At 57.8% G+C, this 26,683-nt stretch carries 26 protein-coding genes and 1 riboswitch; of the genes, 20 read left to right on the top strand and 6 right to left on the bottom strand.

Features of this window, described 5'->3' with window-relative positions; translation table 11 throughout:
* Positions 1-42: 42 nt before the first annotated feature.
* Both ACR0D7_RS11730 and cysQ read right to left on the bottom strand, forming a co-directional pair.
* Positions 43-843, bottom strand: a complete 801-nt coding sequence (locus tag ACR0D7_RS11730) for a 3-deoxy-manno-octulosonate cytidylyltransferase family protein (RefSeq protein ID WP_170570988.1) — start codon at positions 841-843, stop codon at positions 43-45.
* The gene (gene cysQ, locus ACR0D7_RS11725) at positions 844-1,641 is read right to left on the bottom strand and encodes a 3'(2'),5'-bisphosphate nucleotidase CysQ (RefSeq protein ID WP_480679174.1); all 798 of its coding nucleotides are present in this window, start codon (positions 1,639-1,641) and stop codon (positions 844-846) included.
* Between the two features lie 122 nt (positions 1,642-1,763).
* Here cysQ and ACR0D7_RS11720 point away from each other — a divergent pair, with 122 nt between their 5' ends.
* Entirely contained in the window at positions 1,764-2,585 is an 822-nt protein-coding gene (locus tag ACR0D7_RS11720; RefSeq protein WP_170382249.1) for an ABC transporter permease, read from the top strand.
* Here the strand turns inward: ACR0D7_RS11720 and ACR0D7_RS11715 are convergent.
* Positions 2,582-3,184, bottom strand: coding sequence for an alpha-ketoglutarate-dependent dioxygenase AlkB family protein (locus ACR0D7_RS11715; protein ID WP_480679173.1), 603 nt, complete (start codon positions 3,182-3,184; stop codon positions 2,582-2,584). The two genes, ACR0D7_RS11720 and ACR0D7_RS11715, sit on opposite strands and share 4 nt — an antisense overlap.
* A 212-nt stretch (positions 3,185-3,396) precedes the next feature.
* Between ACR0D7_RS11715 and dnaK the strand changes: the two genes are divergently transcribed.
* The 13 genes from dnaK (at position 3,397) to radC (ending at position 14,952) form a co-directional block, all read left to right on the top strand.
* Positions 3,397-5,304, top strand: coding sequence for a molecular chaperone DnaK (gene dnaK / locus ACR0D7_RS11710; protein WP_480679172.1), 1,908 nt, complete (start codon positions 3,397-3,399; stop codon positions 5,302-5,304).
* 74 nt (positions 5,305-5,378) lie between these two features.
* Positions 5,379-6,527, top strand: coding sequence for a molecular chaperone DnaJ (dnaJ, locus tag ACR0D7_RS11705; protein WP_480679171.1), 1,149 nt, complete (start codon positions 5,379-5,381; stop codon positions 6,525-6,527).
* Between the two features lie 127 nt (positions 6,528-6,654).
* Positions 6,655-6,761, top strand: a riboswitch (TPP riboswitch).
* A gap of 45 nt (positions 6,762-6,806) precedes the next feature.
* Entirely contained in the window at positions 6,807-7,610 is an 804-nt protein-coding gene (gene thiD / locus ACR0D7_RS11700; protein WP_480679170.1) for a bifunctional hydroxymethylpyrimidine kinase/phosphomethylpyrimidine kinase, read from the top strand.
* Positions 7,607-8,584: an FAD-dependent oxidoreductase gene (locus tag ACR0D7_RS11695; RefSeq protein ID WP_480679169.1), complete on the top strand. Its 978-nt coding sequence runs from the start codon at positions 7,607-7,609 to the stop codon at positions 8,582-8,584. Before thiD ends, ACR0D7_RS11695 begins: the two co-directional genes overlap by 4 nt.
* On the top strand, positions 8,568-8,762 hold the full coding sequence (gene thiS / locus ACR0D7_RS11690; protein WP_480679168.1) for a sulfur carrier protein ThiS: 195 nt from the start codon (positions 8,568-8,570) through the stop codon (positions 8,760-8,762). The genes ACR0D7_RS11695 and thiS overlap by 17 nt, the downstream gene beginning before the upstream one ends.
* A 2-nt stretch (positions 8,763-8,764) precedes the next feature.
* Positions 8,765-9,529 (top strand): thiazole synthase, encoded by a 765-nt coding sequence (locus tag ACR0D7_RS11685; RefSeq protein ID WP_480679167.1) that lies wholly within the window; start codon positions 8,765-8,767, stop codon positions 9,527-9,529.
* Complete coding sequence (locus ACR0D7_RS11680) at positions 9,526-10,122, top strand: thiamine phosphate synthase (protein WP_480679166.1); 597 nt, start codon at positions 9,526-9,528, stop codon at positions 10,120-10,122. The genes ACR0D7_RS11685 and ACR0D7_RS11680 overlap by 4 nt, the downstream gene beginning before the upstream one ends.
* Positions 10,119-11,081 (top strand): ThiF family adenylyltransferase, encoded by a 963-nt coding sequence (locus ACR0D7_RS11675; protein ID WP_480679165.1) that lies wholly within the window; start codon positions 10,119-10,121, stop codon positions 11,079-11,081. The genes ACR0D7_RS11680 and ACR0D7_RS11675 overlap by 4 nt, the downstream gene beginning before the upstream one ends.
* Before the next feature lie 20 nt (positions 11,082-11,101).
* Positions 11,102-12,037, top strand: coding sequence for an ABC transporter substrate-binding protein (locus tag ACR0D7_RS11670; RefSeq protein ID WP_480679164.1), 936 nt, complete (start codon positions 11,102-11,104; stop codon positions 12,035-12,037).
* Positions 12,034-12,708, top strand: coding sequence for a thiaminase II (gene tenA, locus ACR0D7_RS11665; RefSeq protein WP_480679163.1), 675 nt, complete (start codon positions 12,034-12,036; stop codon positions 12,706-12,708). Before ACR0D7_RS11670 ends, tenA begins: the two co-directional genes overlap by 4 nt.
* Positions 12,705-13,430 (top strand): ABC transporter ATP-binding protein, encoded by a 726-nt coding sequence (locus ACR0D7_RS11660; protein ID WP_480679162.1) that lies wholly within the window; start codon positions 12,705-12,707, stop codon positions 13,428-13,430. The genes tenA and ACR0D7_RS11660 overlap by 4 nt, the downstream gene beginning before the upstream one ends.
* Positions 13,427-14,161 (top strand): ABC transporter permease, encoded by a 735-nt coding sequence (locus ACR0D7_RS11655; protein ID WP_480679161.1) that lies wholly within the window; start codon positions 13,427-13,429, stop codon positions 14,159-14,161. The genes ACR0D7_RS11660 and ACR0D7_RS11655 overlap by 4 nt, the downstream gene beginning before the upstream one ends.
* Positions 14,162-14,196: 35 nt before the next feature.
* Complete coding sequence (radC, locus tag ACR0D7_RS11650) at positions 14,197-14,952, top strand: RadC family protein (protein WP_480679160.1); 756 nt, start codon at positions 14,197-14,199, stop codon at positions 14,950-14,952.
* 4 nt (positions 14,953-14,956) lie between these two features.
* On the opposite strand, the gene ACR0D7_RS11645 is transcribed toward radC, so the two are convergent.
* From ACR0D7_RS11645 to secA, 3 genes are all read right to left on the bottom strand, one after another.
* Positions 14,957-16,513, bottom strand: coding sequence for a phosphate ABC transporter substrate-binding/OmpA family protein (locus ACR0D7_RS11645; RefSeq protein WP_480679159.1), 1,557 nt, complete (start codon positions 16,511-16,513; stop codon positions 14,957-14,959).
* Positions 16,514-16,537: 24 nt separating this feature from the next.
* A complete protein-coding gene (locus ACR0D7_RS11640) occupies positions 16,538-17,458 on the bottom strand; it encodes a hypothetical protein (RefSeq protein WP_480679158.1) in 921 nt (306 codons plus the stop codon).
* A gap of 100 nt (positions 17,459-17,558) precedes the next feature.
* On the bottom strand, positions 17,559-20,276 hold the full coding sequence (gene secA, locus ACR0D7_RS11635; protein WP_480679157.1) for a preprotein translocase subunit SecA: 2,718 nt from the start codon (positions 20,274-20,276) through the stop codon (positions 17,559-17,561).
* A 176-nt stretch (positions 20,277-20,452) separates the two neighbouring features.
* On the opposite strand from secA, the gene ACR0D7_RS11630 reads away from it, so the two are divergent.
* The 6 genes from ACR0D7_RS11630 to ACR0D7_RS11605 all read left to right on the top strand — a co-directional run bounded on the left by ACR0D7_RS11630 (position 20,453) and on the right by ACR0D7_RS11605 (position 26,663).
* Positions 20,453-21,301 (top strand): peptidylprolyl isomerase, encoded by an 849-nt coding sequence (locus ACR0D7_RS11630; RefSeq protein WP_480679156.1) that lies wholly within the window; start codon positions 20,453-20,455, stop codon positions 21,299-21,301.
* A gap of 5 nt (positions 21,302-21,306) precedes the next feature.
* The gene (argJ, locus tag ACR0D7_RS11625) at positions 21,307-22,533 is read left to right on the top strand and encodes a bifunctional glutamate N-acetyltransferase/amino-acid acetyltransferase ArgJ (protein WP_480679155.1); all 1,227 of its coding nucleotides are present in this window, start codon (positions 21,307-21,309) and stop codon (positions 22,531-22,533) included.
* Complete coding sequence (gene mutT, locus ACR0D7_RS11620; RefSeq protein WP_480679154.1) at positions 22,530-22,928, top strand: 8-oxo-dGTP diphosphatase MutT; 399 nt, start codon at positions 22,530-22,532, stop codon at positions 22,926-22,928. Before argJ ends, mutT begins: the two co-directional genes overlap by 4 nt.
* A gap of 122 nt (positions 22,929-23,050) precedes the next feature.
* The gene (locus ACR0D7_RS11615) at positions 23,051-23,569 is read left to right on the top strand and encodes a hypothetical protein (protein WP_480679153.1); all 519 of its coding nucleotides are present in this window, start codon (positions 23,051-23,053) and stop codon (positions 23,567-23,569) included.
* A gap of 253 nt (positions 23,570-23,822) precedes the next feature.
* Positions 23,823-25,766 (top strand): AMP-binding protein, encoded by a 1,944-nt coding sequence (locus ACR0D7_RS11610; RefSeq protein ID WP_480679267.1) that lies wholly within the window; start codon positions 23,823-23,825, stop codon positions 25,764-25,766.
* Between the two features lie 78 nt (positions 25,767-25,844).
* The gene (locus tag ACR0D7_RS11605; protein WP_480679152.1) at positions 25,845-26,663 is read left to right on the top strand and encodes an ABC transporter ATP-binding protein; all 819 of its coding nucleotides are present in this window, start codon (positions 25,845-25,847) and stop codon (positions 26,661-26,663) included.
* Positions 26,664-26,683: the final 20 nt, after the last annotated feature.

The following is a 26,683-nucleotide window of genomic DNA, read 5'->3' as shown; positions in this document are numbered from 1 at the left end:
AGCACACTAACTGAACAAGCTATCCATCTTAAGGGATAGAGATCAATCCAACCCCATCGCCGCCATCATCTCTTCCAGTTTGGGTACATCCTGTGGATTGTTCAGTTCCCAGAACTGGCGACCTTTGGCCTCGACCTCGACGCACAACACCTTGCGGCCATTTTCCATAAATCGCAGCTGTTCCAGCCCCTCCAGTTGTTCAAGCGGACCAGTGGGCCAAGTGGGATACGCGGCCAGGGCATCGGGGCGATAGGCGTAGACGCCGACATGATGGAAAACCGGGGTCGCGTCTTGGCTTGCATATGTCTGCGCGGTGAAGGGCACGACCTCTTTCGAGAAATACATGGCACTGTGGTCAGCAGCGAATACGGCAGTGGTGCCTCCGACGCGCCCATGTTTGCGGTCATTCAGCAGGCTGTTCAGCGCGTCCCCGTCGCAGCGCAGCACCGGCGTGGCCACGCCTGCCTCGGGCGCGGCGCGCAGGCCTGCGATCAGGTCTTCTACAAACCAATGCGGCGTTAGTGGAGCGTCACCCTGCAGGTTAACCACGATCTCGTAATCAGCGCCCAAGTTCGCATGGGTTTCGGCGCAGCGCTCGGTACCGTTCTGGCAGTTTTCCGATGTCATTACCACTTCGGCTCCGAACCCCTCGGCTGCCTCGCGGATGCGGTCGTCGTCAGTGGCAACGACCACTTTGTCCACTCCTGACACTGAGCATGCCGCGCGCCAAGACCGCTCGATCAGTGTCATCGCTTTGCCACTTGCTCCAGTCAGCGGAACAAGGGGTTTGCCCGGATAACGGGTCGAGGCATAGCGGGCGGGAATGGCGATCAGAACAGACATTCAGGCTTCCTTGAGATCAACACCCGGAGCGTAAGCGATAAAGAACGGGTTTGCATAGCCGTCCTTGCCGTAGGTCAGTGGCGAATGGTCGTCGAACCGCACGACTTTGCCGCCTGCACCTGCCAGTACGGCGTGACCTGCGGCAGTGTCCCACTCCATCGTGCGACCCACACGGGGATAGAGGTCAGCTTCGCCGGTTGCCACCAGACAGAATTTCAGAGATGAACCTGCGCTCTTGCTGTCTTTGACCCGGTATTTGTTGATGTAATCCTCGGTCGCCTGATCCCGGTGCGATTTTGACGCCACGATCATAAGTGCCGAATTGTCTGGTTTAGAGACTGAAATCGGCCCAACATCCCCAATATGCACCTTGTCCAACGCGCCGGTTTCTTCGACTGACTGACCATCAGCCTGCGTGTAAAACATCCGCCCCTTGGCCGGCGCATAAACCACGCCGCGTGTTGGAACACCATTTTCGACCAGTGCAATATTTACCGTGAAATCACCGCGGCGGTTGATGAATTCCTTGGTACCGTCCAGCGGATCGACGATCAGGAATGTATCGCCTTTTTCAGAATGTGAGGCTGCCTGTTCCTCGGTCACCAGCAGGGTGTCGGGAAACGCTTCGCGCAGGCCAGCCGAGATTAAGGCATCGGCAGCTTCATCCGCTTCGGTCACGGGACTGGAATCGGATTTGACCTTTACGTCGAAATCATCGGAATTGTAGATTTCCATGATCTTGTCGCCCGCTTCCAGGGCCAGACGTCGGATAACGGGAATGAGGGCGTCATAGGTCACAAAAATGCTCCGTTCCTGTGCTTTGTTGATCGAATGTTCTGACGGTCTTATGATGTGGTGGTTACGGAACGGCAAGAAATTCGTGGCAGATTGCAGGCGAAAAAACGGGAAAGACGCTTCGGGTGTATTATTTCAAGCGAAACCGAACATTGCTGGGCGGCGCGTTTACGACCGCCGAGTTGATATTTCACGCCGTCGTGCGCAGCGTGCGATCACAACATCACAATGCAGTCTTGGCGATCATTGTTAATATCGTCCAGATTCTGGCTTTGGTCGCGGTGTTCTACACCATAATGTCGTTTCTGGGCCCGCGAGTCGCTAAGATCCGAGGAGAGTTCATACTTTTCCTGTTATCCGGCGTTTTTTTGTTCATCACGCACATCAAGTCCGTCAGCGCGATTGCAGGTGTCGGTACCGGCAATAACCCGATGATGCTTCATTCACCGATGAACATGATGGTGGTGCTGTTGGCGACCGCTTTTGGCATGCTTTACACGCAGATGGTGACGATCATCATAATCCTGTTTCTCTATGTTGTTGCGGTCTCTCCGATCGAGGTACAGGACCCTGGCGGCGCATTTGCGATGCTCATGCTGGCCTGGTTCACAGGTTGTGCAATTGGCGTGGTATTCATGGCCTTAAAGCCGTGGTTTCCGGGCACAGTTACAATCCTGACCAGCGTGTACAGGCGTTTGAACATGATCTTTTCAGGGAAAATGTTCGTGGCAAACGCACTGGGCGGCGCGACACTGGCCTTGTTTGCGTGGAATCCTTTGTTTCACATCATCGATCAGTGCCGGGGTTTTATTTTTCGAAACTACTACCCCCGCAATACCAGCTGGGAATACGCACTATGGGTGGGGGTGGCCCTTTTGATGATCGGGCTGTTGGGGATATTCTTTTCGCGCCAGCATGAGTCTCAAAGCTGGAATGCCCGTCGTTAACTGGCCACGCGCAGGGTCAGGTTGATCCGCCCACCCTTGGGCAGCAGTTTCGATGACCCAAACCGAATGCGGTCGATCCCGTGATAGGTCAGTCGCGCCGGGCCGCACATGATAACCACATCGCCAGAGCTCAACCAAATCGACTCGGACTTGCCGCCTCGGGTCTGGTTGCCGATGCGGAACAGGGCGTCATCGCCCAATGAGATCGACAAAACCGGCCACGAAAAATCGGCCTCGTCCTTGTCCTGATGCAACCCCATTTTTGCACTTTCCCCGTAGTAGTTGATAAGGCAGCAATCGGGATCACGATCAGCGCTGGCCAGTTCGCGCCAGATTTTAAGGATTGGTTCGGGAATTGCTGGCCAGTCCACCCCTTTGGGATGTTGGGGCTGATACCTGTACCCGGATTTATCGGTGACCCAGCCAAGCTTTCCGGCAGAAGTCATACGCACTGACATTTCTTTGCCTGACGGTGTTATTGGTCTGAACAGGGGGGCCGATCTCAGAATCGGACGCAGCTCCTCGATCAGCTGCGCCTGTGCTGAGGCATTCAGATGCCCTTTTCTGATATCAAATCCGCGCAAAAGCAGCTGCGCCATTCAAGATTCCCCAATCCTTGCCAAAACCTTGCCAAAAAGGCCACAGATTCCCGAAAACCGGCCTTTTAGACCGCTTGCAGGGCTCTGATCTCGCCCTTATATACGCCGGGACGCGCGATGGTGTAGGGCCGTTCGCGCATATCAGATCGGGGCCGGGTGCCATAACGGGTCCGCACCCCGGACATCGCCTTGAAGAGAAAGGGATTGAACATATGGGAAAAGTAATCGGGATTGACCTCGGGACCACCAACTCTTGCGTGGCCATCATGGACGGCTCGCAGCCGAAGGTCATCGAAAACGCCGAAGGGGCGCGGACCACGCCCTCGATCGTCGCCTTCACCGAAGATGAGCGACTGGTCGGTCAGCCTGCAAAACGTCAGGCGGTCACCAACCCCGACAACACGATCTTTGGCGTCAAGCGCCTGATCGGTCGTCGCGTGGATGATGCAGAAGTCGAAAAAGACAAGAAAATGGTTCCCTATGCCATCGTGAATGGCGGCAATGGCGACGCGTGGGTGGAAGCCCGCGGTGAAAAGTACTCCCCAAGCCAGATCTCGGCCTTCACTCTGGGCAAGATGAAGGAAACCGCCGAGAGCTATCTGGGTGAGGAAGTCACGCAGGCAGTTATCACCGTTCCGGCCTATTTCAACGACGCTCAGCGTCAGGCCACCAAAGACGCCGGTAAGATCGCCGGGCTGGAAGTGCTGCGGATCATCAACGAACCGACAGCGGCTGCTCTGGCCTATGGTCTGGACAAGGAAGAAACTCAAACCATCGCGGTCTATGACCTTGGCGGCGGTACCTTCGACGTGACCATCCTGGAAATCGACGACGGCCTGTTCGAGGTGAAGTCGACCAACGGCGACACCTTCCTGGGTGGTGAAGACTTTGACATGCGCATCGTCAACTATCTGGCGGATGAGTTCAAAAAGGAACACGGTGTTGATCTGTCGCAAGACAAGATGGCGCTGCAGCGTCTGAAAGAAGCCGCCGAGAAAGCCAAGATCGAGCTGTCCTCGACCTCGCAGACCGAGATCAACCAGCCGTTCATCTCGATGGGTTCGAACGGCCAGCCGCTGCACATGGTCATGAAACTGACCCGTGCCAAGCTGGAATCACTGGTTGGTGATTTGATCAAGAAGTCGATGAAGCCCTGCGCCGCTGCTCTGAAAGACGCGGGCCTGTCGGCTGCTGATGTCGATGAGGTTGTTCTGGTCGGTGGTATGACCCGGATGCCGAAAGTGATCGAAGAGGTCACCAAGTTCTTTGGTAAAGAGCCGCACAAAGGTGTGAACCCGGACGAAGTGGTTGCCATGGGCGCCGCTATTCAGGCCGGTGTTCTGCAGGGCGACGTTAAAGACGTGGTTCTGCTGGACGTGACGCCGCTGTCGCTGGGCATCGAGACGCTGGGTGGCGTGTTCACCCGCCTGATCGACCGCAATACCACGATCCCGACCAAGAAGTCTCAGGTCTTCTCGACCGCCGAAGACAACCAGAACGCCGTAACCATCCGCGTGTTCCAGGGTGAGCGTGAAATGGCCGCGGACAACAAGATCCTGGGTCAGTTCAACCTCGAAGATATCCCGCCCGCACCGCGTGGCATGCCTCAGATCGAGGTGACTTTTGACATCGACGCCAACGGCATTGTCTCGGTTTCGGCCAAGGACAAAGGCACCGGCAAAGAGCAGAAGATCACCATCCAGGCATCGGGCGGTCTGTCCGATGAGGACATCGAAAAGATGGTCAAGGACGCCGAAGAGAACGCGGAAGCCGACAAGGAACGCCGCGAGCTGGTCGACGCCAAGAACCAGGCGGAAAGCCTCATCCACTCGACCGAGAAGTCGATGGAAGAGCATGCTGACAAGGTCGACCCGACCACCATCGAAGCCATCGAGCTGGCGATTGCCGCGCTGAAGGACGAACTGGAAACTGAAAATGCCGACAAGATCAAGTCGGGCATCCAGAACGTCACCGAAGCGGCAATGAAGCTGGGCGAAGCCATCTACAAGGCGCAAGCCGAAGAGGGCGACGATGAACCTGCCGCAGCAGATGCCGCGCCGGGAGATGATGACATTGTCGACGCCGAGTTCGAAGATCTGGACGATGACAAGCGTAACTAACGGGTAACCGGGCCAATGCGGGCCGGTCCGGTTGCCGGGCCGGCCCGATTACGTTGAGACATAAGGAAACACTGATGTCAAAACGCGACTACTACGATGTGCTCGGCGTATCCAAGGGCGCATCGGCGGACGAGATCAAGAAGGGTTTTCGCAAGAAGGCCAAAGAATTGCATCCCGATCGCAACAAAGACAACCCGGATGCTGAGGCGCAGTTCAAGGAAGCGAACGAAGCCTATGACGTTCTGAAAGACGCAGAACGCAAGGCCGCCTACGACCGCTTTGGCCACGCCGCCTTTGAAAATGGCATGGGCGGCGGCGGCCGTCCGGGCGGTGGCTTTGGTCAGGGTGATTTCTCAAGTGCGTTTTCGGACGTGTTCGACGATTTGTTCGGCGACTTCATGGGCGGCCAACGCGGAGGCGGCGGTGGCCGTCGCGCGGCGCGGGGCTCGGACCTGCGTTATAACCTGCGTGTGACGCTGGAAGAGGCGTTCGCAGGTCTGCAAAAAACCATCAACGTGCCGGCTGCCGTTGCGTGTTCTTCCTGTGACGGTTCGGGTGCCGAAGGGGGTGTGGAACCCACGACCTGCCCGACCTGTTCCGGCATGGGCAAAGTGCGCGCGCAGCAAGGGTTCTTTACTGTTGAACGCACCTGCCCGACCTGTTCGGGACTGGGGCAGATCATCAAGAACCCCTGTAAATCCTGTGGTGGTGCTGGCCGCGTGGAAAAAGAGCGTGCCCTGTCCGTTAACATCCCTGCCGGTGTTGAAACCGGTACCCGTATTCGTCTGGCGGGTGAGGGTGAGGCTGGGATGCGCGGCGGTCCTCCGGGTGATCTCTATATCTTTGTCGAGGTCTCGGATCACAAACTGTTCGAACGCGACAGCGTGAACCTTTACTGCCGCGTGCCGGTCAGCATGGTCAAGGCCGCGATGGGCGGCTCAATCGAAGTGCCAACCATTGATGGTGGCCGTGGTCGTGTGCAAATTCCAGCCGGAAGCCAATCAGGCCGCCAGATGCGCCTGCGCGGCAAGGGAATGCCTGCCCTGCGTGGTGGTGGCATCGGTGACATGTTCATCGAATTGGCCGTGGAAACCCCGGTCAACCTGACCAGCCGCCAGAAAGAGCTGCTGCGTGAATTTGATGACCTGGGTGAAGACAACCACCCAGAGTCCAAAAGCTTCTTTTCATCCGTCAAGTCGTTCTGGGACGGTATGAAGGGCTGATGTCCAGCCCATAGGAACCCAAGAAAAGAGCCGGTCCGAAGGGGCTGGCTTTTTTCATAAGTCCAGTTTGACTGTCTTGTAAGTCAAAATTGGCCCTTGAATCCCTTTCTATCGCCTGAGAATGTCCGACCAACCGTTGGGGTGCCCCGAACAAGGGGCTGAGAGGCGTGAATGCGCTAACCCATCGAACCTGATCCGGGCAATACCGGCGTAGGGAACGGTCTAATATGCAAAGACGTTTTCCATGCTGCGTTGCCCATTTGAAGATGGAGCAACGATATGGCGCATATTGCCTTAACTATTGCAGGCTCGGACAGCGGCGGTGGAGCCGGGATTCAGGCTGACCTGAAGGCCATGTCTGCCTTGGGCGTTTATGGCGCAAGCGTGGTGACAGCCGTAACAGCACAAAACACGCAAGCCGTGACAGCAGTGCATGGGATACCGCTGGATGTGATTGCTGCTCAGATCGAGGCTGTGTTGTCGGATCTGGATGTCGGCGCGATCAAGATCGGAATGTTGGCGACGCCGGATATTATTGAGACCGTTTCACGTGCCCTTTCTGAATTTGCAGGGCCGGTCGTTCTTGACCCGGTGATGATTGCCAAATCCGGAGACGCATTGCTGGCGCGGGATGCTGTTCACACGTTGCGGGACATCCTGCTGCCCCGCGCAACCGTGCTGACCCCAAACCTGCCCGAGGCCGCCTGTTTACTGGGTGACGCTGAGGCGGGAACGCCGGATCAGATGGTCAAACAGGGGTTGGCATTGTGCGATCTGGGCGCGCATTCGGTGTTAATGAAGGGAGGCCATGGGTATGGAGACATCTGTCATGATCTTCTGATCGATGCCTCGGGGAAGGTTGCTGAATTCACGGCGTCACGGCGAGTTACGCGCAATACTCATGGCACAGGGTGTACTTTGTCTTCCGCGATTGCGGCGGGGCTTGCCCAAGGATTGCCATTGGTGGATGCGGTTGCTCAGGCGCATGGCTATTTGCAAGGGGCAATTGCGCAGGCAGATAGCTTGCAGATTGGTCGTGGCCATGGCCCGGTGCACCACTTCTACCGCGTGTGGCCTGCGTGACGGTCTGGTCGGTCATAGGTTCTGGTGTGGCCGGGTTGGCCGTGGCAAGCGAGCTTGTCTCGCGCGGGGCCAAGGTTCAGGTCTTCGATCCTGGTGGCCCTCCGGGTCCGCATGGGTGTTCGTGGTGGGCGGGCGGTATGTTGGCCCCTTGGTGCGAATTCGAAAACGCCGAAGAACCGGTGTTGCGATTGGGGCGACAGGCTTTGGATTGGTGGGCCGCGCGAACCAAGGTAGAGCGGCGCGGCACGTTGGTTGTTGCCAATCCGCGCGACCTGCCGGATCTGCGGCGGTTTGCGCGTCGAACTGACGGTTTTAACGAAGTTAATCAGCCAGAAATCCTAGAATTAGAGCCTGAACTAAGTGGTTTCAACAAAGGCCTGTACTTTGCGGAAGAAGCCCATTTGAACCCACGTCAGGCGATGCGCGATCTAAGCCGTGACCTGCAGGCGCAAGGGGTCGTCTTTCACCGAAAACTCGCGCCCACACGGTTGGACAATGCAATTGACTGTCGAGGTCTGCACGCGCGCGAAGTGTTGCATGATCTGCGTGGAGTCAAGGGTGAGATGCTGGTGATCCGCTGCCCGGATGTGGTTTTGACACGCCCTGTTCGCCTGTTGCACCCGCGCATGCCTTTGTACATCGTACCGCGCGGGGATGGCGTCTACATGCTGGGCGCGACGATGATCGAAAGCGAAGACAGCAGCCGCATCACTGCGCGATCGATGCTGGAATTGCTCAGCGCCGCCTATGCGCTGAACCCGGCTTTTGGCGAAGCAGAGGTGTTGGAAATCGGCGTCGACCTGCGCCCGGCTTTTCCTGACAATCTGCCCCGTGTCCGGCGGCTGGGGCGAACAATCTATGCGAATGGCCTGTATCGCCACGGATATCTGTTGGCGCCCGCATTGGCGCAGGGCGTGGCCGATCTGGCGCTTGAAAACAAACACTCGGAGTTGGTTGATGAAGATCGTGCTTAATGGCGCGCCGCAAGAGGTGCGTGCGGAAACCCTTTCTGAGTTGCTGGTAGAATGCGGTTTCTCTGGCCGAGTTGCGACGGCCGTGAACGAGGAATTCGTGCCATCGAGCCTGCGCATTGGGCAAGCGCTAAACGATGGTGACAGGGTTGAGGTTCTGTCGCCAATGCAGGGTGGCTGATCATGAAGACCCTCTACGGCACTGAGCTGCCCAATCCGTTGATGCTGGGCACTGCGCAATATCCCAGCCCGGCCATTCTGGAACAAGCCTTTCGTGAAAGTGGGGCAGGTGTCGCCACTGTGTCCCTGCGGCGTGAATCGGGGGCGGGTGAGACGTTTTGGCGAATGATCCGCGATCTGGGCGTGCTGGTCCTGCCTAATACAGCCGGGTGTCATACTGTGAAAGAGGCTGTGACCACCGCCCTTATGGCGCGTGAGGTGTTTAATACCAAATGGATCAAGCTGGAGTTGATCGGCCATACCGACAGTCTGCAGCCGGATGTGTTCCAACTGGTCGAAGCAGCGCGCATCCTGACCGAAGACGGGTTTGAGGTCTTTCCATACACCACCGATGATCTGATCGTTGGCGAACGACTGCTGGCCGCCGGGTGCGAGGTATTGATGCCCTGGGGCGCGCCAATTGGATCGGGCCGTGGGTTGCACAATGAATACGCTCTGCGCGCGATGCGGGCCGAGTTTCCGGATATCCCGCTGGTCATTGACGCTGGGATTGGTCTGCCCAGCCATGCAGCGCGGGCGATGGAGCTGGGTTATGACGCCGTCCTGCTGAACACGGCTGTGGCACGGGCGGGCGATCCAACGGCGATGGCGCGTGCGATGAAGTTGGCGATCGAGGCCGGGCAGTTGGCCTGTCAGGCAGACCCGATCGCAGCACGCGACATGGCAGAACCGTCAACCCCCGTGATCGGAAAGGCGTTTCTGTCATGAGCCTCGACCGGTTCTACCCAATCTTCGACCACTCGGACTGGCTGCGCCGGATGCTGCCCTTGGGCATGAAACTGGTACAGTTGCGGATCAAGGATCAGCCCTATGCAATGGTCCAAGAGCAGATTCTCCAATCGCGGGACTTGTGCCGCACGCATGAAGCTGTGCTGGTGGTGAATGACTACTGGCAGATGGCCATTGATGCCGGTTGCGACTGGATTCACTTGGGCCAGGAGGATTTGGATGACGCCGACCTGAAGGCTATTCGCAAGGCTGGGCTGAAACTGGGCGTTTCGACCCATGATGACGATGAGCTTGAGCGCGTTTTGGCGATAGACCCGGACTATGTGGCGCTCGGCCCCGTCTATCCGACGATCCTCAAGAAAATGAAGTGGGAACAGCAGGGATTGCCGCGTGTCACCGAATGGAAGGCTCGCGTGGGTGACATCCCTCTGGTCGGTATTGGCGGGATGAGCGTCGAACGGGCGCCGGGTGTGTTGCAGGCAGGGGCGGATATTGTCTCGGTCGTAACCGACATCACCTTGAGCACCGACCCTGAGGCGCGCGTGCGCGACTGGATTGAGGTCACGCGATGAGCCGTTATGCCCGCCAAGTTATCCTGCCCGAAGTCGGAGCAGAGGGGCAGGACCGTCTATCCTCGGCCTGTGTATTGGTTGTCGGTGCGGGTGGGTTAGCTGCGCCAGTGTTGCCGTTACTGGCTGGGGCAGGGGTCGGGCACCTGACCATAATGGACCGGGATAAGGTTGCCCTGTCGAACCTGCATCGTCAGACCTTGTTCACCGAAGCAGATTGTAGCCGCCCCAAGGCCGAGGTGGCCGCCGAGCGCTGTCGCGCTCTAAACAATGAAATTGCGATTTTTGCCGAACAACAGGCTCTAACAAGTGCAAATACCGCAAGCTTTGTCGCCGATTCCGATGTCATTCTGGACTGCGCAGACAGCTACGCCGCCAGTTACACACTTTCGGACACCTGTCTTGATCTCGGTAAACCGCTGATCAGCGCGTCGGTGCTAGGGCTTTCCGGCTATGTCGGAGGGTTTTGTGGCGGCGCACCCTCGTTGCGTGCTGTGTTCCCCGAGGCCCCGGATAGCGGTGCAAGCTGCGCCTCCGCCGGGGTACTGGGTCCTGTGGTGGCGATGATTGGTGCGATGCAGGCGCAGATGGCCTTGGCCGTGATCCTGGGGCTGAATCCGTCACCTCTGGGGCAAATGGTGCAGTTCGATGCGCGTACGCTGCGCAGCACCGGTTTCCGCTTTGACAGCACGCCGGAACCGGTTGCGCATTTCCCATTTCTGTCTGCCGGTCAACTGACAGGAAATGATCTGATCGTCGAGCTTCGCAGCGCGGAAGAAGCCCCTGTACCTATCCATCCCAATGCGCGGCGTATCGATCTGCAAACTCTGAAAACAGAGCCTAATAAAAACCAAAGATTGGCTCTCTGCTGTGCTACCGGCCTGCGGGCATGGCGGGCAGCCGAACAAATTCAACCGGATTGGCCGGGCGAGATCGTCCTCGTCGCGGCCTCAACCTCGTGAGTGAAAAGGAAACGCGAGACATGAAAAAGCTTATGACAGCCATTGCCCTGCTGGCCGCCGCGCCGGCCTGGGCCGAAGACAAGATGACCGTTCTGCTGGATTGGTTCATCAACCCCGACCACGGGCCCATCATCGTGGCGCAGGAAAACGGCTACTTCGCCGATGAGGGGCTTGAGGTTGAAATCATTCCACCCGCCGACCCTTCGGCCCCGCCTCGTCTGGTGGCTGCCGGGCAGGCGGATCTCGCGGTGTCTTATCAGCCGCAGCTGCACCTGCAGATTCACGAGGGGTTGCCGCTTAAGCGGGTTGGCACGCTTGTCGCCACTCCGCTGAATTGCCTGCTGGTGCTTGAGGATGGTCCGATCGAAACGCTGGCTGACCTGAAGGACAAGAAGGTCGGTTTTTCCGTTGCTGGCGTGGAAGAGGCTGTTTTGTCGGCGATGCTGAACACCCATGACGTAACGCTGGACGATATCGAGATGATCAATGTGAACTTCTCTCTATCGCCGTCGTTGATGACCGGACAGGTGGATGCGGTGATCGGGGCCTTCCGCAACTTTGAACTGAACCAGATGGATATCGAAGGTGTCGCGGGCCGTTGTTTCTATATCGAGGAGGAAGGCGTACCACCCTATGACGAGCTGATCTATGTCGCCAACCCCGAAACGATGGACGCCGACAAGATTGCGCGCTTTTTGGCAGCCACGGAGAAAGCCACTCAGTTCATCGTGAACAACCCTCAGAAAAGCTGGGAGATTTTCGCAGCTACTTCGACAGAGCTGCAGGATGAACTGAATGCCCGCGCCTGGGTGGATACTCTGCCCCGATTTGCCCTGCGCCCCGCAGGTTTTGATGCCGGTCGCTATGCCCGTTTTGAGGAATTCCTGAAAGACAGCGGCATGATCGACAGCATTAACCCCGTCAGCGACATCACCATCGACGTGACTGTGCAATGAGTTCCTATGGCAAAGCTTTCACGCTGATGCGTGATGCGGCGCAGGGGCCGTGGCGGAATTATACCCGCCACGCCTTTGTCGAAGGCATGAAAGACGGTTTGCTGCCGCGTAAAGCGTTCCTGCATTATCTGCGGCAGGACTACGTGTTCTTGATCCACTTTTCCCGAGCTTGGGCGCTGGCGGTGGTGAAATCGGAAACGCACGAGGAAATGCTGGCCGCCGCACGCACCGTGAACGGGTTGATCAGCGAAGAGATGAAGCTGCATATCGGGATTTGCGAAGCCGAGGGTATCCCACAAGATCAGCTGTTCGCCACCCCGGAACGCGCCGAGAACCTCGCCTATACGCGCTATGTGCTCGAGGCCGGGTATAGCGGCGATCTGCTCGACCTGTTGGCGGCTCTTGCGCCTTGTGTAATGGGTTATGGCGAAATCGGTACAAGGCTGGCTGCTGACGCCACGTCGGATATCTATCGCGACTGGATCAACACGTATGCCAGCGACGACTATCAAGCCGCCTGTGTTGCGGTTGGTGAATTGCTGGATTCGGCTCTAACAATACGTATTGGAGGCGACTTCGAAGCCTCACCGCGATGGAATCGCCTATGCCAAACTTTCCGCACAGCCACCGAGCTTGAGGTCAACTTCTGGCAAATGGGACTGACACCGTGACCCCTGCGCCCGATCTGACCATCAGCGGGTCCGCCATGATAGACGGTGCGAACCTGTTTGCGCCGCTGACGCTGACCCTTGCAGCGGGTCAGTGGACTTGTCTGCTGGGTGGATCGGGGGTTGGTAAAACCACGGTTCTACGCCTGATCGCCGGTTTGGAAACCGGCGCGGAATTCACCGGGAAAATCACTGCCAGCGATGGGCAGCCTGTCTCGGACCGCGTGGCATACATGGCTCAGAATGACTTGCTGCTGCCTTGGGCCTCGGTTGCGCAGAATATCTCGATCGGGGCCAGGCTGCGCGGCGAGAAACCCGACTTGAACCGGCGTGACCGGCTGATCGAGCGGATGCGCCTGCAGGATCACATGGCCAAGAAGCCGTCTGAATTGTCAGGCGGTCAACGCCAACGTGTGGCGCTGGCCCGGACATTGATGGAGGATCGCCCGATCGTCCTACTGGACGAGCCATTCTCGGCTCTCGACGCTCGTACTCGGGCGGATATGCAGGATCTGGCGGCAGAAGCCTTACAGGGCCGCACGGTTTTGTTGGTGACCCATGATCCGGGCGAGGCTGCGCGACTGGGTCAGTCCATTGTTGTAATGACGCAGCAAGGGCTGACTGCATGCCAGCTGCCATCGTCCCAGACACCGCGCAATGTGGACGACCTTGAGACATTGGAAACTCAGGGCGCGCTATTTCGGTTGTTGAGAGAGGCGGCATGAAAACCCTTTCGGCCATTGCTGCGACCCTCTTCGCGCTGGCAATCTGGCAGGGGATTGTCACCCTGACGGGCTTGCCCAAATTCATCTTGCCTGGCCCGGCCTTGGTGGCCGAGACCTGGTGGCAGAACCGCTGGGTTATTGCCGAGCACACATGGATTACGGCTGTTGAGGTGGTGATCGGGCTGGCCTGCGGCACGATTCTAGGGGCGATCACCGCCCTGCAACTTGCAAATTCGCGTGCAGCTCGGGTGCTGGTGCAGCCGATGCTGGTGTTCACGCAGGCTCTGCCGGTCTTTGCACTGGCACCGCTGCTAACCCTTTGGCTAGGCTATGGGCTTTGGTCCAAAGTCGCGATGGCGGTGCTGATAATCTATTTTCCGATTACATCCTCCTTTTTTGATGGGCTGATGCGAACCCCTGCTGGGTATCTGGATTTGGCGCGTACGGTGCAGGCCAATCCGCGCGCAATATTGTGGCATATTCGGATACCGACGGCGTTGCCCTCGTTGGCTTCGGGGATGCGCTTGGCTGCTGTTTACGCGCCCATCGGGGCGGTGATCGGCGAATGGGTTGGGTCGTCGCAGGGGCTTGGGTATTTGATGCTGCTGGCCAATGGCAGGGCAAAGACCGATCTGATGTTTGCCGCGATGCTGACGCTGGGAGTGTTCTCGATCCTGCTGCATATGCTGGTCCGCCGCGCCACCGCGCATATGGCGGGTGAGGCGCGTTAACCTTTCGGAAACCGATTCTACGCCAGTCTGAGCGCATGACTCAGGACGCCTTTGCCGAAGCCCCCATGTTGTTTGAAAGTGACGAAGCCCCGGTGGCGCCGCTGCCCACAGGTCGCTTGCCGTCTTACATCAAGGATCATCGTAAGCGGCTGCGCGAACGCTTCATGTCAGGTGGTTCGGCGGCGATGCCTGACTATGAATTGCTGGAGTTGGTTCTGTTTCGCTCGATCCCCAGACAGGACGTCAAACCACTGGCGCGGGCGCTGATGGATACGTTCGGCGATTTCAACCGGGTTCTAACTGCGTCCGAGGACCGGCTACGCCAGATCAAGGGTGTAGGTGATACGGTAATCACCGACCTGAAAATCCTCGAAGCTTGTGCCCACCGTATGGCCCGCGCGCGGGTGATGCAGCGGCATGTAATCTCGGGTTGGGACGCGCTGCTGGACTATTGCCACACGACAATGGCGCATCGCGAGACCGAACAATTCCGGGTGTTCTATCTGGATCGCAAGAACGTCATGATCGCGGACGAGGAACAGGCCAAGGGCACTGTGGATCATGTCCCGGTCTACCCGCGCGAAGTGGCGAAACGGGCGTTGGAGTTGAACGCCTCGGCGCTCATTCTGGTGCATAATCACCCCTCGGGCGATCCGACACCGTCGCAGTCGGATATCGATATGACCAACCGGATTCAGGATGCCTGCCTGGCATTGGGGCTGACGTTGCATGATCACTTGATAATTGGCAAATCGACCGAGCTGAGTTTTCGGTCCGAGGGATATTTGTGAATGGTTACTTTACCCAGATCTCAACCCGTCGGTTAACTTTGCGCCCCCATTCCGAGTCGTCGCAGGCCATGGGCATCGCTTCGCCAAAGGCGTCGACCTCAAGCTCGACACTGCTGGGGATGGCGGTTTCCACTGCCGCCAGTACCGCGTTGCGCACCGTCTTGGCGCGCATCAACGCGATCCGTTTGTTAGAAGCAGCAGCACCATCACCATCGCTATAGCCGATGAAAACCAGTTTGCGCACGTCCAGCGTGCCTGCCTCAAGCTGTTGAGCCAATTGCTGGATATTCGATCGCGATTGCGCGTCAGGACGAGAAGACCCTGCCTCAAAGCGGACGGACAGAGACAGGCGGGACATGGGGCGCAACGTGGTGACCAAACGCTGAAGCTCGTCCATCTCAACCTCGGTGCCGCCCGCAGCGATGGCATTTGCCAGCCGGTTTCCCTGTAGGTCGATGGGAATCATTTCAGGGGCCTGATCGACAAAACCCGCTTTGCGGATCGCCATTTGGGCGTCGGCGCTTTGGGTATATGCCAGAAACTGCCTGCCAACGCGCGGCAGGCGATGTTCGGGCAAGTACAGGAACATCGGCGAGGTCAGAGGGTAATCTTCGGTCTTGATTGATTGCCGCGTGGCCATCAGCGTGTGACCGCACCCCCCGGCCAACGGCAAAGCCCGGACCGCTTCGGCCTCGGCTTGGCTAGCGATGCCGATCGCAAAAGGATCGTTTGCCACATCGCGCACAAGATCGCTGCTGCGGCTGTGTCTGGTGATGGTTGCGGGAAGGGCCGCGTTGGTTGACCTCAACAATTGGCTCTCGATCGCCTGTGCAAGGCCTGATCCGGCTTCGGGCAGGTGAAGTGCGATCGGCGCGTCCGGCCCGCCCAAGGCCGACCAATTGGTAACTTCGCCAGAAAACACCAGCGCCAGATCAGCCAAAGAGATATGCGGTAGCAAGTTATCCGGTGCCACGACGGGTACCAGAGCGTCCAGAGCCACAACTCTGGAGCGGCGCGCATGGGTTAGATCACCCAATCCAGTTGCTTGTGCGGCTGCCAACTCTTCCGGGCGGATTTCGCGCAGGGCCATGACGATGTCAGCCTGACCGTCGACCAGATCAGCGAATCCGCTGCTTGTATTGCCGATGTCAAAAAAGAACCGGCCCAACGGTGCATCGCGTCCGGGCTGGTGCAGTTCGTACGTCAAAGTATTCGCATCCGACTTTGCGGATTTAGCGGACAAACCTTCCTGTTTGGCAAAACCCATCATTAGGGCAGGCAGAATCTTTTCTGCCATGACCGACGATCCCGAAAACCGCAGCTCGGCTACAAAATCGGTCAGGTTCGGGCAGGCAGGACCATCGCAGGTGACGCCTGAGCCATCCACGGTCAGTTCGCCGAATTGTGTGTCAACGCGATAGAATTCACCATCAAATCCCAGCAATATGCCGGTTACTTCGACATGGCCGTCATGGGAGGTCAGCGTGATATCCTGCGCCTGTACGACCGAAGAAAGAGTCGCCGAGAATAGTGCAGCGATCGCCACACGGAAAATTGTCATAAGAACGTCGAGCCTGCCTGCGGTTTAATTTGCCGCGATTGTCAGGTTTTGGAACAGATTATTCAACACCAGAAACTCGCCGGTTCTGGAACAGTCCGGAAAGCTCAGCGCCAAATCGCGCGAGCGCAGTTTCTGATCGCCACGCAACTCCAGTGACTGCACGTTCAAGTCCTTGCCGCAGTTTTCCGCCGTCACCTCGGCCTCGACCGTCAGTTCGATAGAGCCGGATTGCTGAGACTGACCCTCGGGGAAGGAGTACACTTCGACATTGCGTGCGTCGCTGAAAGCGGGCTGTGCAAGATGCACGACATTGCCTGTGCCCTGCGCGTCAGACGATGCAGAAACGTGACCTGCATCGCCATAGCTGGCGCCGAATTCCAATGCGTGAATCTGAAGGTCAGTTTCACCCTGCCATTGCAGGGCGACACGGGAATACTGGCCGATATCGGAGATGTGAGTGGTGGCAACGGTCCCTTTCTGATCTTCAAGCGAGATCAGGAAGATCGCGTATTCCGACAAAGCCGGTATGGTCAGATCCAGAACGCCATTAGCGTCTGTTTTCTGGGTAATGGTCAGGCCGCTGTGATGCACTTCGATGCGTTCATCGCCGTGGCAGGGGGCTTTGACGATCAAACGTGCGGCAGCACCGGGGACAGCATGCGCTCGAGCGCTGAGGTTGCAATCACCGCCGTCAGAGGGGGCTGACTTGCTGGCTTTCACAACGGGCTGTATCGAAATAGTGTTTGGTTCCGTATTACGGGCGGGGGTCGAGGAGGTCAGAACAATACTCTCCAGCCCGGGAATGATTGAGGCTTCGGAAACCACGCGTTCAGGTTCCGGCGTGCCTGTCGGCGACGCCAGAGATCCGTTCTGCATCAGGTAACCAATTGCCAGAGCGCAAGCGACGGTGCCGCCGGTGGTCACGTAGTTCTTAATTACAAACAAGACACCCTCCCCAGTTGAAGGAGCGAATCCGACATTGAAGTTGAATCACGGCCAATATGTGGCCGTGAGGTGGACTCAATGTGTCTCAATTGCCGCTTTATTAGGTCAGGCGGCCGTGGCAGTGCTTGAATTTCTTGCCGGACCCGCAGGGGCACTTGTCGTTGCGCGATGGGTTACCCCATGTGCTGGGATTGTCTTCGACAAAGCCGGGGCGCGCGTCGCCCGAAGCGTCGGCCTCGGCCAAAGCCTCGGCCCGGTCAGCGGCCTGATCGACCGCTTTTTGCGCCTGTGCTTGCTGTGCCTGCATTTGCGCCAGCATTTCCTTCTGCTCTTCCTCGGTCAGCGGGCGCACACGTGACAATTGCTGAGTCACGGTTTCACGCAGGCTGTCGAGCATGCTTTCAAACAGCTGGAAGCTTTCGTTCTTGTATTCGTTCAGCGGGTCGCGCTGGGCGTAGCCTCGGAACCCAACGACCGAGCGCAGATGTTCCAGCGTCAGCAGATGCTCGCGCCATTTGCTGTCGATGGTTTGCAGCAGAACCTGTTTTTCGATGTTGCGCATGTTTTCGGGGCCGAATGCGGCGACTTTCTGCGCCATCATCTCATCGGCGGCGTTAATCAGGCGCTCGCGCACCTGTTCGTCATCCACGCCTTCTTCGGCGGCCCACTCCTGCACGGGCGCGTCGATGGTCAGCTTGTCCTTGATCGCCTCGTGCAGACCGTCCGTGTCCCATTGGTCAGCATAGGATTTCGGCGGCATGTATTCGTCAATCAGATCGTCGATCACCTGTTCGCGCATGTCCGAGGCGATCTCGGACAGGTCATCCGAGGACATGATCTCGCGCCGCTGGCTGAAGACAACCTTCCGCTGATCGTTCATCACGTCGTCGAATTTCAGGACGTTCTTACGCATGTCGAAGTTGCGGCCTTCGACTTTGGATTGCGCCCGTTCCAGCGATTTGTTGACCCAGGGGTGGACGATGGCTTCGCCCTCTTTCATGCCCAGCGTGGTCAGAACCTTGTCCAGCCGTTCCGAGCCGAAGATGCGCATCAGGTCGTCTTCGAGGCTCAGGTAAAACACGGTGCGGCCCGGATCACCCTGACGGCCAGAACGGCCACGCAACTGGTTGTCGATGCGGCGGCTTTCATGGCGTTCCGAGGCCATCACATAAAGACCACCCGCAGCCAGAACCTTTTCTTTCTCTTCCGCATGGCGGGCCTCTTCGGCGGCGCGCAGTTCGGTGGGGTCGGCCTCGGGGTTTTCGGCCAGCGCCTGCAAAACCTTCATTTCCACATTGCCGCCCAACTGAATGTCGGTGCCGCGACCGGCCATGTTGGTGGCGATGGTCACCGCGCCAAGACGGCCCGCATCGGCAACGATCTGCGCCTCTTGCTCGTGCTGGCGTGCGTTCAGAACGTTGTGCTCGATGCCTTCTTTTTGCAGCATCTGGCTCAGCAATTCGGATTTCTCGATCGACGTGGTGCCCAGCAGGACCGGCTGGCCTTTTTCCTGCGCTTCCTTGGTCTGTTCGATCATCGCGCCGTATTTCTCGGCGGCAGTACGATAGACCTGATCGTCCTCGTCCACACGGGCAATCGGCTTGTTGGTCGGAACCTCGACCACGCCGAGACCGTAGATTTCCGCAAATTCCTCGGCCTCGGTCAGGGCTGTACCCGTCATGCCGCCCAGCTTGTCATACAGGCGGAAATAGTTCTGGAAAGTCACGCTGGCCAGCGTCACGTTCTCGGGCTGGATCTGCACACCTTCTTTGGCCTCGATGGCCTGGTGCAGACCTTCGGACAAACGGCGGCCCGGCATCATCCGGCCGGTAAATTCGTCAATCAGCACCACATTGCCATCACGGACGATGTAATCCTTGTCGCGCTGGAACAACTTATGCGCGCGAAGCCCCTGGTTGACGTGGTGCACGACGGTTGTGCTTTCCGGGTCGTATAGCGAATGACCCTCGGGGATCAGACCCGCGGCAATCAGCTGTTGTTCCAGAAACTCGTTACCCTCATCGGTGAAGGTCACATTGCGAGATTTTTCATCCAACGAGTAGTGATCTTCCTGCAGCGATGGGATCAGCCCGTCGATGGCGGTATAAAGGTCAGAGCGGTCCTGCGACGGCCCCGAGATAATCAGCGGCGTCCGCGCTTCGTCGATCAGGATCGAGTCGACCTCGTCCACAATCGCGAAATTGTGGTATTTCTGGTAAATCTGATCCAGTTCGGCCTTCATATTGTCGCGCAGATAGTCGAAACCCAGCTCATTGTTGGTGGCATAGGTTACATCACAGGCATAAGCGGCTTTCTTCTCGGGATCGGGCTGGCCCGACCAGATCACGCCGGTTGTCATGCCGACGGCGGCAAACACTTTGCCCATCCATTCCGAGTCCCGTTTGGCCAGGTATTCGTTCACTGTGACAACGTGTACGCCTTTGCCGGTCAGCGCGTTCAGATAGGCGGGGAAAGTGGCGACCAGCGTCTTGCCCTCACCTGTTTTCATTTCCGAGATATTGCCCTGATGCAGGAAAGCGCCGCCCATTAGCTGCACGTCAAAGGCGCGCAGACCCAGCGCACGCTTGGCGCCCTCGCGGACGTTGGCAAAGGCCTCGGGCAGCAGGTCGTCAAGGCTTTCGCCATCCAGCGCACGCTTGCGCAGTTCTTCAGTCTTTTCGATCAGTCCGTCGTCAGTGAGTTTTTCGAACTCGGGCTCCAGCGCGTTGATCTTTTCGATCAGCGGGCGGGTCGCCTTGATCTTGCGGTCGTTCGGTGTTCCGAACACCTTTTTCGCGAGCGTTCCGAGTCCCAGCATGTTCACTCCAGCGGATCTGTTCTTGTCTTGGTTGCGACAGGCTTGCCCACCTTGCGCGCAACCCATAGATACGGGGGGTGAAAGGCGGCCCTGTCCAAGGCTTCAAAGCGATGTAAGCGGCAGGTTCCAGAGTGTCAACGCTGCGCCCTGTCGCGGCAAAGAAATAGGATAAATCCATGCCCAAAGGCCTCACTTTTCTGCCATCGCTTGCACTTGCTGCCGTGATGGCCTTGCCGCTGGCCGCCGAAACCAAGCCTGACGCCAGCGCCGTAGTTGCGCGTGTGAACGGTGACGAAATCACTTTGGGTCACGTCATCGCTACGGCGGCGGCGCTGCCCGAGCAATACCAGCAGATCGAAGACGACGTTCTGTACGAACTGATTATCGATCAGTTGATTCAGCAGCAATTGCTGGGTCAGCAGCAAGAAGAGCTGACCAGGTTGAACACACTGGCGCTGGAAAACGAGACGCGCTCGCTGAGGGCTGTGCAGACAGTGACTGCACTGATCGAGGAAGAGCTGACGGATGAGGCAATTCAAGAAGCCTACGACGCGAAATACGCCGATTTCCAAGGCGTGGACGAGTTCAACGCCAGTCACATTCTGGTCGAAACCGAAGAAGAAGCCATCGATCTGAAGGCACAGTTGGATGATGGCGCAGATTTCGCCGAATTAGCCAAAGAGCATTCAACCGGACCTTCGGGGCCGAGCGGCGGCGAATTGGGCTGGTTCGGGCCGGGCCAGATGGTACCTGCTTTTGAGGCGGCGGTGATTGGTCTGGAAAAAGGCCAGGTGTCCGAGCCGGTGAAAACTCAGTTCGGCTGGCATGTGGTCACCCTAAACGACAAACGCAAATCCGAAGCGCCCGCTCTGGAGCAGGTTCGCGCCGAACTGGCCCAAACCCTGCAACAGGACGTCATTCAGGCCCGGATCGATGAACTGACGCAAGGCGCTGAAATTGATCGCCCTGCACTGGAAGGCGCTGGCCCCGAAGTGCTGCGTCAGATTGAGCTGATTCAGGAGTAATCCCCGTGGCCAAGATTACCAAAGTATCCCCGCTGGCCCCGGCGGCCTTTCCCGATCTGCCTGCGATTGACGGTGTGCGTTTCGCCACCGTCGAGGCGGGCGTGCGCTATCAGGGTCGGACAGATGTCATGCTGGCCGTGCTGGATCCCGGAACCTCCGTAGCCGGGGTGTTTACCCGATCTGCAACCCGCGCAGCGCCGGTTCTGGACTGTCTGGACAAGATCGGTGGTCCCAGTGACGGGCCTGCGGCGATTTTGGTGAACTCGGGCAATGCCAATGCCTTCACCGGCCACTACGGCCAAAACTCGGTCGCTGAGGTGACGAAAGCCGTAGCCAAGGCGACCGGCGTTCCGGTTGAGCGGGTCTTCACCTCATCCACCGGCGTGATCGGTGAACCGCTTCCGCATGATCGCATTGTCTCGCAGCTTGAGGCGCTGAAATCCGGCCTCAGCCGTCACGCGATTGAGGACGCGGCACGCGCCATCATGACCACGGACACTTTCCCGAAAGGTGCCAGCGCGCAGGTCGAGATTGACGGTACAACAGTCTCTATTGCAGGGATTGCCAAGGGATCCGGCATGATCGCACCGGATATGGCGACGATGCTGGTTTACATCTTCACCGATGCGCAGGTCGAACAATCGGCCCTGCAAGCGATGTTGGGCGCGCAGACGGATCGCACGTTCAATTGCATCACCGTCGACAGTGATACCTCGACCTCGGATTCGCTGTTGCTGTGCGCCACCGGCGCGTCGGGGGTCAATGCCACCGGCAACGCTGCCTTTGCCGAGGCTCTTGAAATGGTGATGCTGGACCTTGCGCAGCAGGTTGTGCGCGACGGCGAAGGGGCCACGAAATTCGTGGAAATCCGCGTGTCCGGTGCTGCCACGGACGCCGACGCCAAAGTGCATGGTCTGGCGATTGCGAACTCTCCGTTGGTGAAAACCGCCATCGCGGGCGAGGACCCGAATTGGGGTCGCGTGGTCATGGCCATCGGCAAATCGGGTGCCGCTGCAGATCGTGATCTGCTGAGCATTTCCTTCGGCGATATTCTGGTGGCCGAAAAGGGTTGGGTCAGCCCCGATTACAGCGAGGACGCCGCTGCCGAATACATGAAAGGTCAGGATCTGGTAATCAGTGTCGATCTGGGGCTGGGTGAGGGCAAGTCCACCGTCTGGACCTGCGATCTGACCCACGGATATATCGAGATCAACGCGGACTATCGCTCGTGAAAACTGTCCTTGTTTCTGCTGTCGCCCTGATCGATATCGAGGGCCGGGTGCTGCTGGCGCAGCGCCCGGAGGGCAAATCCATGGCTGGTCTGTGGGAATTCCCCGGTGGTAAAATCGAGCCCGGTGAAACCCCCGAGGCCGCGCTGATCCGCGAATTGCACGAAGAACTTGGCATCGACACCTGGGCCTCGTGCCTTGCCCCACTGACCTTCGCCAGCCACAGCTATGATGATTTCCACTTGCTCATGCCGCTATTTGCCTGCCGCAAGTGGGAGGGGATACCGCAGTCACAGGAAGGACAGGCTCTCAAATGGGTGCGCGCGAATGACTTGCGCAAATACTCGATGCCCGCGGCGGATGTACCATTGATCCCTATTTTGCGGGATTGGTTGTAGGGTGATAAGCCAAAGCCATCCGAGTCGATCAGTCTGGATGTCGCGTATGCGATGTAAAACGTACGTTGCCAACTTTAGATGCTGATGTTTTGATGTGATTACAAATTGATACGGAGCATTTCATGTTGGCGCTCGAAGACCCTCGTTGGTCCACACTGACGCATGCTTATGGGTCAGCCAAAGATGTTCCCGGACTGCTCCGGCGTTTGACATTCGAAACTCGTCCCCAAAATAGCTATGATAGCGAGCCATGGTTTAGTCTTTGGTCATGCCTTTGCCACCAAGACGATGTCTTTGATGCGTCCTATGCGGCTCTCCCACACATAGTCAGTATTGCGTCCACCACGAAAGGCCCATTGGACTTCAGCTTCTTCCAACTCCCCGCCGCAATCGAAGTCGCGCGAAAAAAAGGTAATGGCCCTCTGGTTCCTGAGTACCTCACTGCCGCCTACAGCGACGGACTGCTAGCATTAGCAGATTGCGTTGCGGGCCACATTTGTGATCCGTGGGATCAGGCAACACTCTTGTCAGCAATGGCCGCCCAGGCGGTAGCGAAGGGGCATGTTAATATTGCTGAAGCGATAATGAACTTAGACGATGATCTCATCCAAAGACTGATTGAGTTGAGTTTCGATAACTAAATCAGAGTTCTTTGGCATCAGGAGAATTTATTTCACGATGTCGGTTCTAAACTCGAGGCTGCCTTTCGCCGCCCTTGTTACAATTTGTAAGAATTGAGAAAACATCAGGCAAAACTTGACGCTGATCTTTCGTGCGTCCCTTATCGGGGCGCTGGTGTTCGGGCAATGATCCGGACCCGCCATTTTCGGCCCGGGGAGGGGCCGGATGGGGAGGAGAGAAAGATTGGCTCAGAAGCAGTCGGGCGCCGAAGGGATGCAATCCCTTCCAGCGCTGCTACATCGCAATGTGACCCAGTTCGGGGATGCCCCGTGCTATCGGGAAAAGGAATTCGGCATTTGGCAATGCTGGACTTGGGCTGAAGCCGCCAAGGAAATCCGCGCCATTGCGCTGGGGTTTCTGGAAATCGGCGTTGAGCCGGGTGATCATATCGCGGTGATCGGCCGCAACCGTCCTGCGCATTACTGGTCGATGGTTGCCGCACAGATGGTAGGCGCTGTGCCGGTACCTTTGTATCAGGACTCGGTCGCCGAAGAGATGGCCTATGTGCTGGAACATTGCGGCGCGAAATATGTGGTCTGCGGTGATCAGGAGCAGGTCGACAAGGTCATCGAGATTCAGGAAAATCTGCATCAGGTCAAACATATCCTTTACACCGACAAGCGCGGGATGCGGAAATACGACCATTCTCAGATGAACGCGCTTGAGGATATCAAGGCCGAGGGTCGCGCCGGTCACGCCCGGTTTGACGCTGAGCTGGACAAGCGCGTTGCGGCGATCACTTATGACGATACCTGTGTGATGCTCTATACCTCGGGCACCACGGGCAAGCCCAAGGGCGTGGTACTGTCGAACCGCAACGTGATCGAAAGCGCCAAGAATTCGGCGGAATTCGATCATCTGACCCGCAACGAGGACATCCTGTCCTATCTGCCGATGGCCTGGGTGGGCGATTTCATTTTTTCAATCGGTCAGGCCTATTGGTGTGGCTTCTGCGTGAACTGCCCCGAAAGCGCCGACACGATGATGACCGACCTGCGCGAGATCGGGCCGACCTATTTTTTCGCCCCTCCGCGCGTGTTCGAAACCCAGCTGACCAACGTGATGATCCGGATGGAGGATGCGGGCAAGCTGAAGCAGCGAATGTTCCATCACTTCATGGCGCACGCCAAAAAGGTTGGCGGTCTGTTGCTGGACGGCAAGCCCGTTGGATTTGGTGATCGCCTGAAATACGCGCTGGGCAATCTGCTGGTCTACGGGCCACTCAAGGACACGCTTGGCTATGGCCGGTTCCGCGTTGGATACACGGCTGGTGAGGCGATCGGGCCGGAGATTTTCGATTTCTACCGCTCGCTGGGCATCAACCTGAAACAGCTTTATGGTCAGACCGAGGCCACTGTTTTCATCACAGTGCAGCCGGATGGTGAGGTGCGTGCAGATACGGTTGGTGTGCCCGCTCCGGCGGTTGAGTTGAAGATCGGCGATAATGGCGAGATCTATTATCGCTCGCCCGGTGTGTTCGTCGAGTACTATAACAACCCGGACTCCACAGCCTCGACCAAGGATGCCGAGGGGTGGGTGGCCACAGGTGATGCCGGGTTCATTGAGGAAGGCAGCGGCCATCTGCGGATCATTGACCGCGCCAAGGATGTGGGCAAGATGGCCGATGGGTCGATGTTCGCGCCCAAGTATGTCGAAAACAAGCTGAAGTTCTATCCCGACATTCTGGAGGTCGTGCTGTTCGGCAATGGCAAAGATCGCTGCGTCGCCTTCATCAATATCGACCTTACCGCAGTGGGGAACTGGGCGGAACGCAACAATGTGGCCTATGCGTCCTACCAGGAGCTGGCGGGTCATCCCCGTGTGTTAGAGACGATTCGTGGTCATGTGGAAGCGGTGAACAAATCCGTTGCTGCCGATGAAATGCTGTCGGGCTGTCAGGTGCACCGCTTTGTGGTTCTGCACAAGGAACTGGATGCGGATGATGGCGAAATGACCCGGACCCGCAAGGTGCGGCGCGGGTTTGTAGAGGAGAAGTTCAGCGACATCATTGCCGCGCTATATGACGGGTCCGAGAGTGTGTCGACCACGACCGAAGTGACCTATGAGGATGGTCGCAAAGGCTCGATTTCGGCGACGCTGGAGATTGTCGATGCGCCGGTTGTGCCGGTGGCGCAGCACAAGGTGGCTGCGGAATGAGGGCCGGTCGTGCACCGCTTGACCTGCGGTCATCGCCCCGCCCGCCATCCCGTTATTGCGTAAGTCAGGGAGTGACTGATGCTGGATAGTTCAGAAGGATATGTCACCGAAGACGGCCGCAAGATCGGCGGTGTGGTGATGGAGATGAAGAACATCACCCTGCGGTTCGGCGGTGTGGTAGCGATCAAGGATATCTCGTTCGATATTCGCGAGGGTGAGATCCGTGCCATCATCGGTCCGAACGGGGCCGGAAAATCTTCGATGCTGAACGTGATCTCGGGTTTTTATGTTCCGCAAGAAGGTGAGGTTTGGTTCCATGGATCCAAGCGCCCCCCGATGCGGCCCTTTGAAGTGGCGCAGCAGGGCATTGCGCGGACGTTCCAGAACATCGCCCTGTTCGAAGGTATGAGCGTTTTGGACAACGTCATGACCGGGCGACTCAATTTCATGAAGACGAACTTGTTCCAGCAGGCCTGGTGGAAAGGTAAGGCTGAGGTAGAAGAGGTCGAGAACCGAGAAGCGGTCGAGAAGATCATCGACTTTCTGGAAATCCAGCATATCCGCAAAACGCCGGTGTCACGTCTGCCTTACGGCTTGAAGAAACGGGTCGAACTGGCCCGTGCGCTGGCAGCGGAACCCAAGCTGTTACTGCTGGACGAGCCAATGGCAGGCATGAATGTCGAAGAGAAAGAGGACATGAGCCGCTTTATCCTAGACGTAAATGATGAGTTCGGCACCACAATCGCCCTGATCGAGCACGACATGGGCGTGGTGATGGATCTGAGCGACCGCGTGGTCGTGATGGATTACGGCAAGAAAATTGGCGATGGCACACCGGACGAGGTGCGCAGCAACCAGGACGTCATCGACGCCTATCTGGGGGTCAGCCATGACTAAGCATCGGACAGACATGAGGA

Source organism: Ruegeria sp. BB7 (assembly GCF_056539365.1).
Note: the sequence above shows the minus strand (reverse complement) of the source record. Positions and strands in the feature narration are given on the sequence as shown.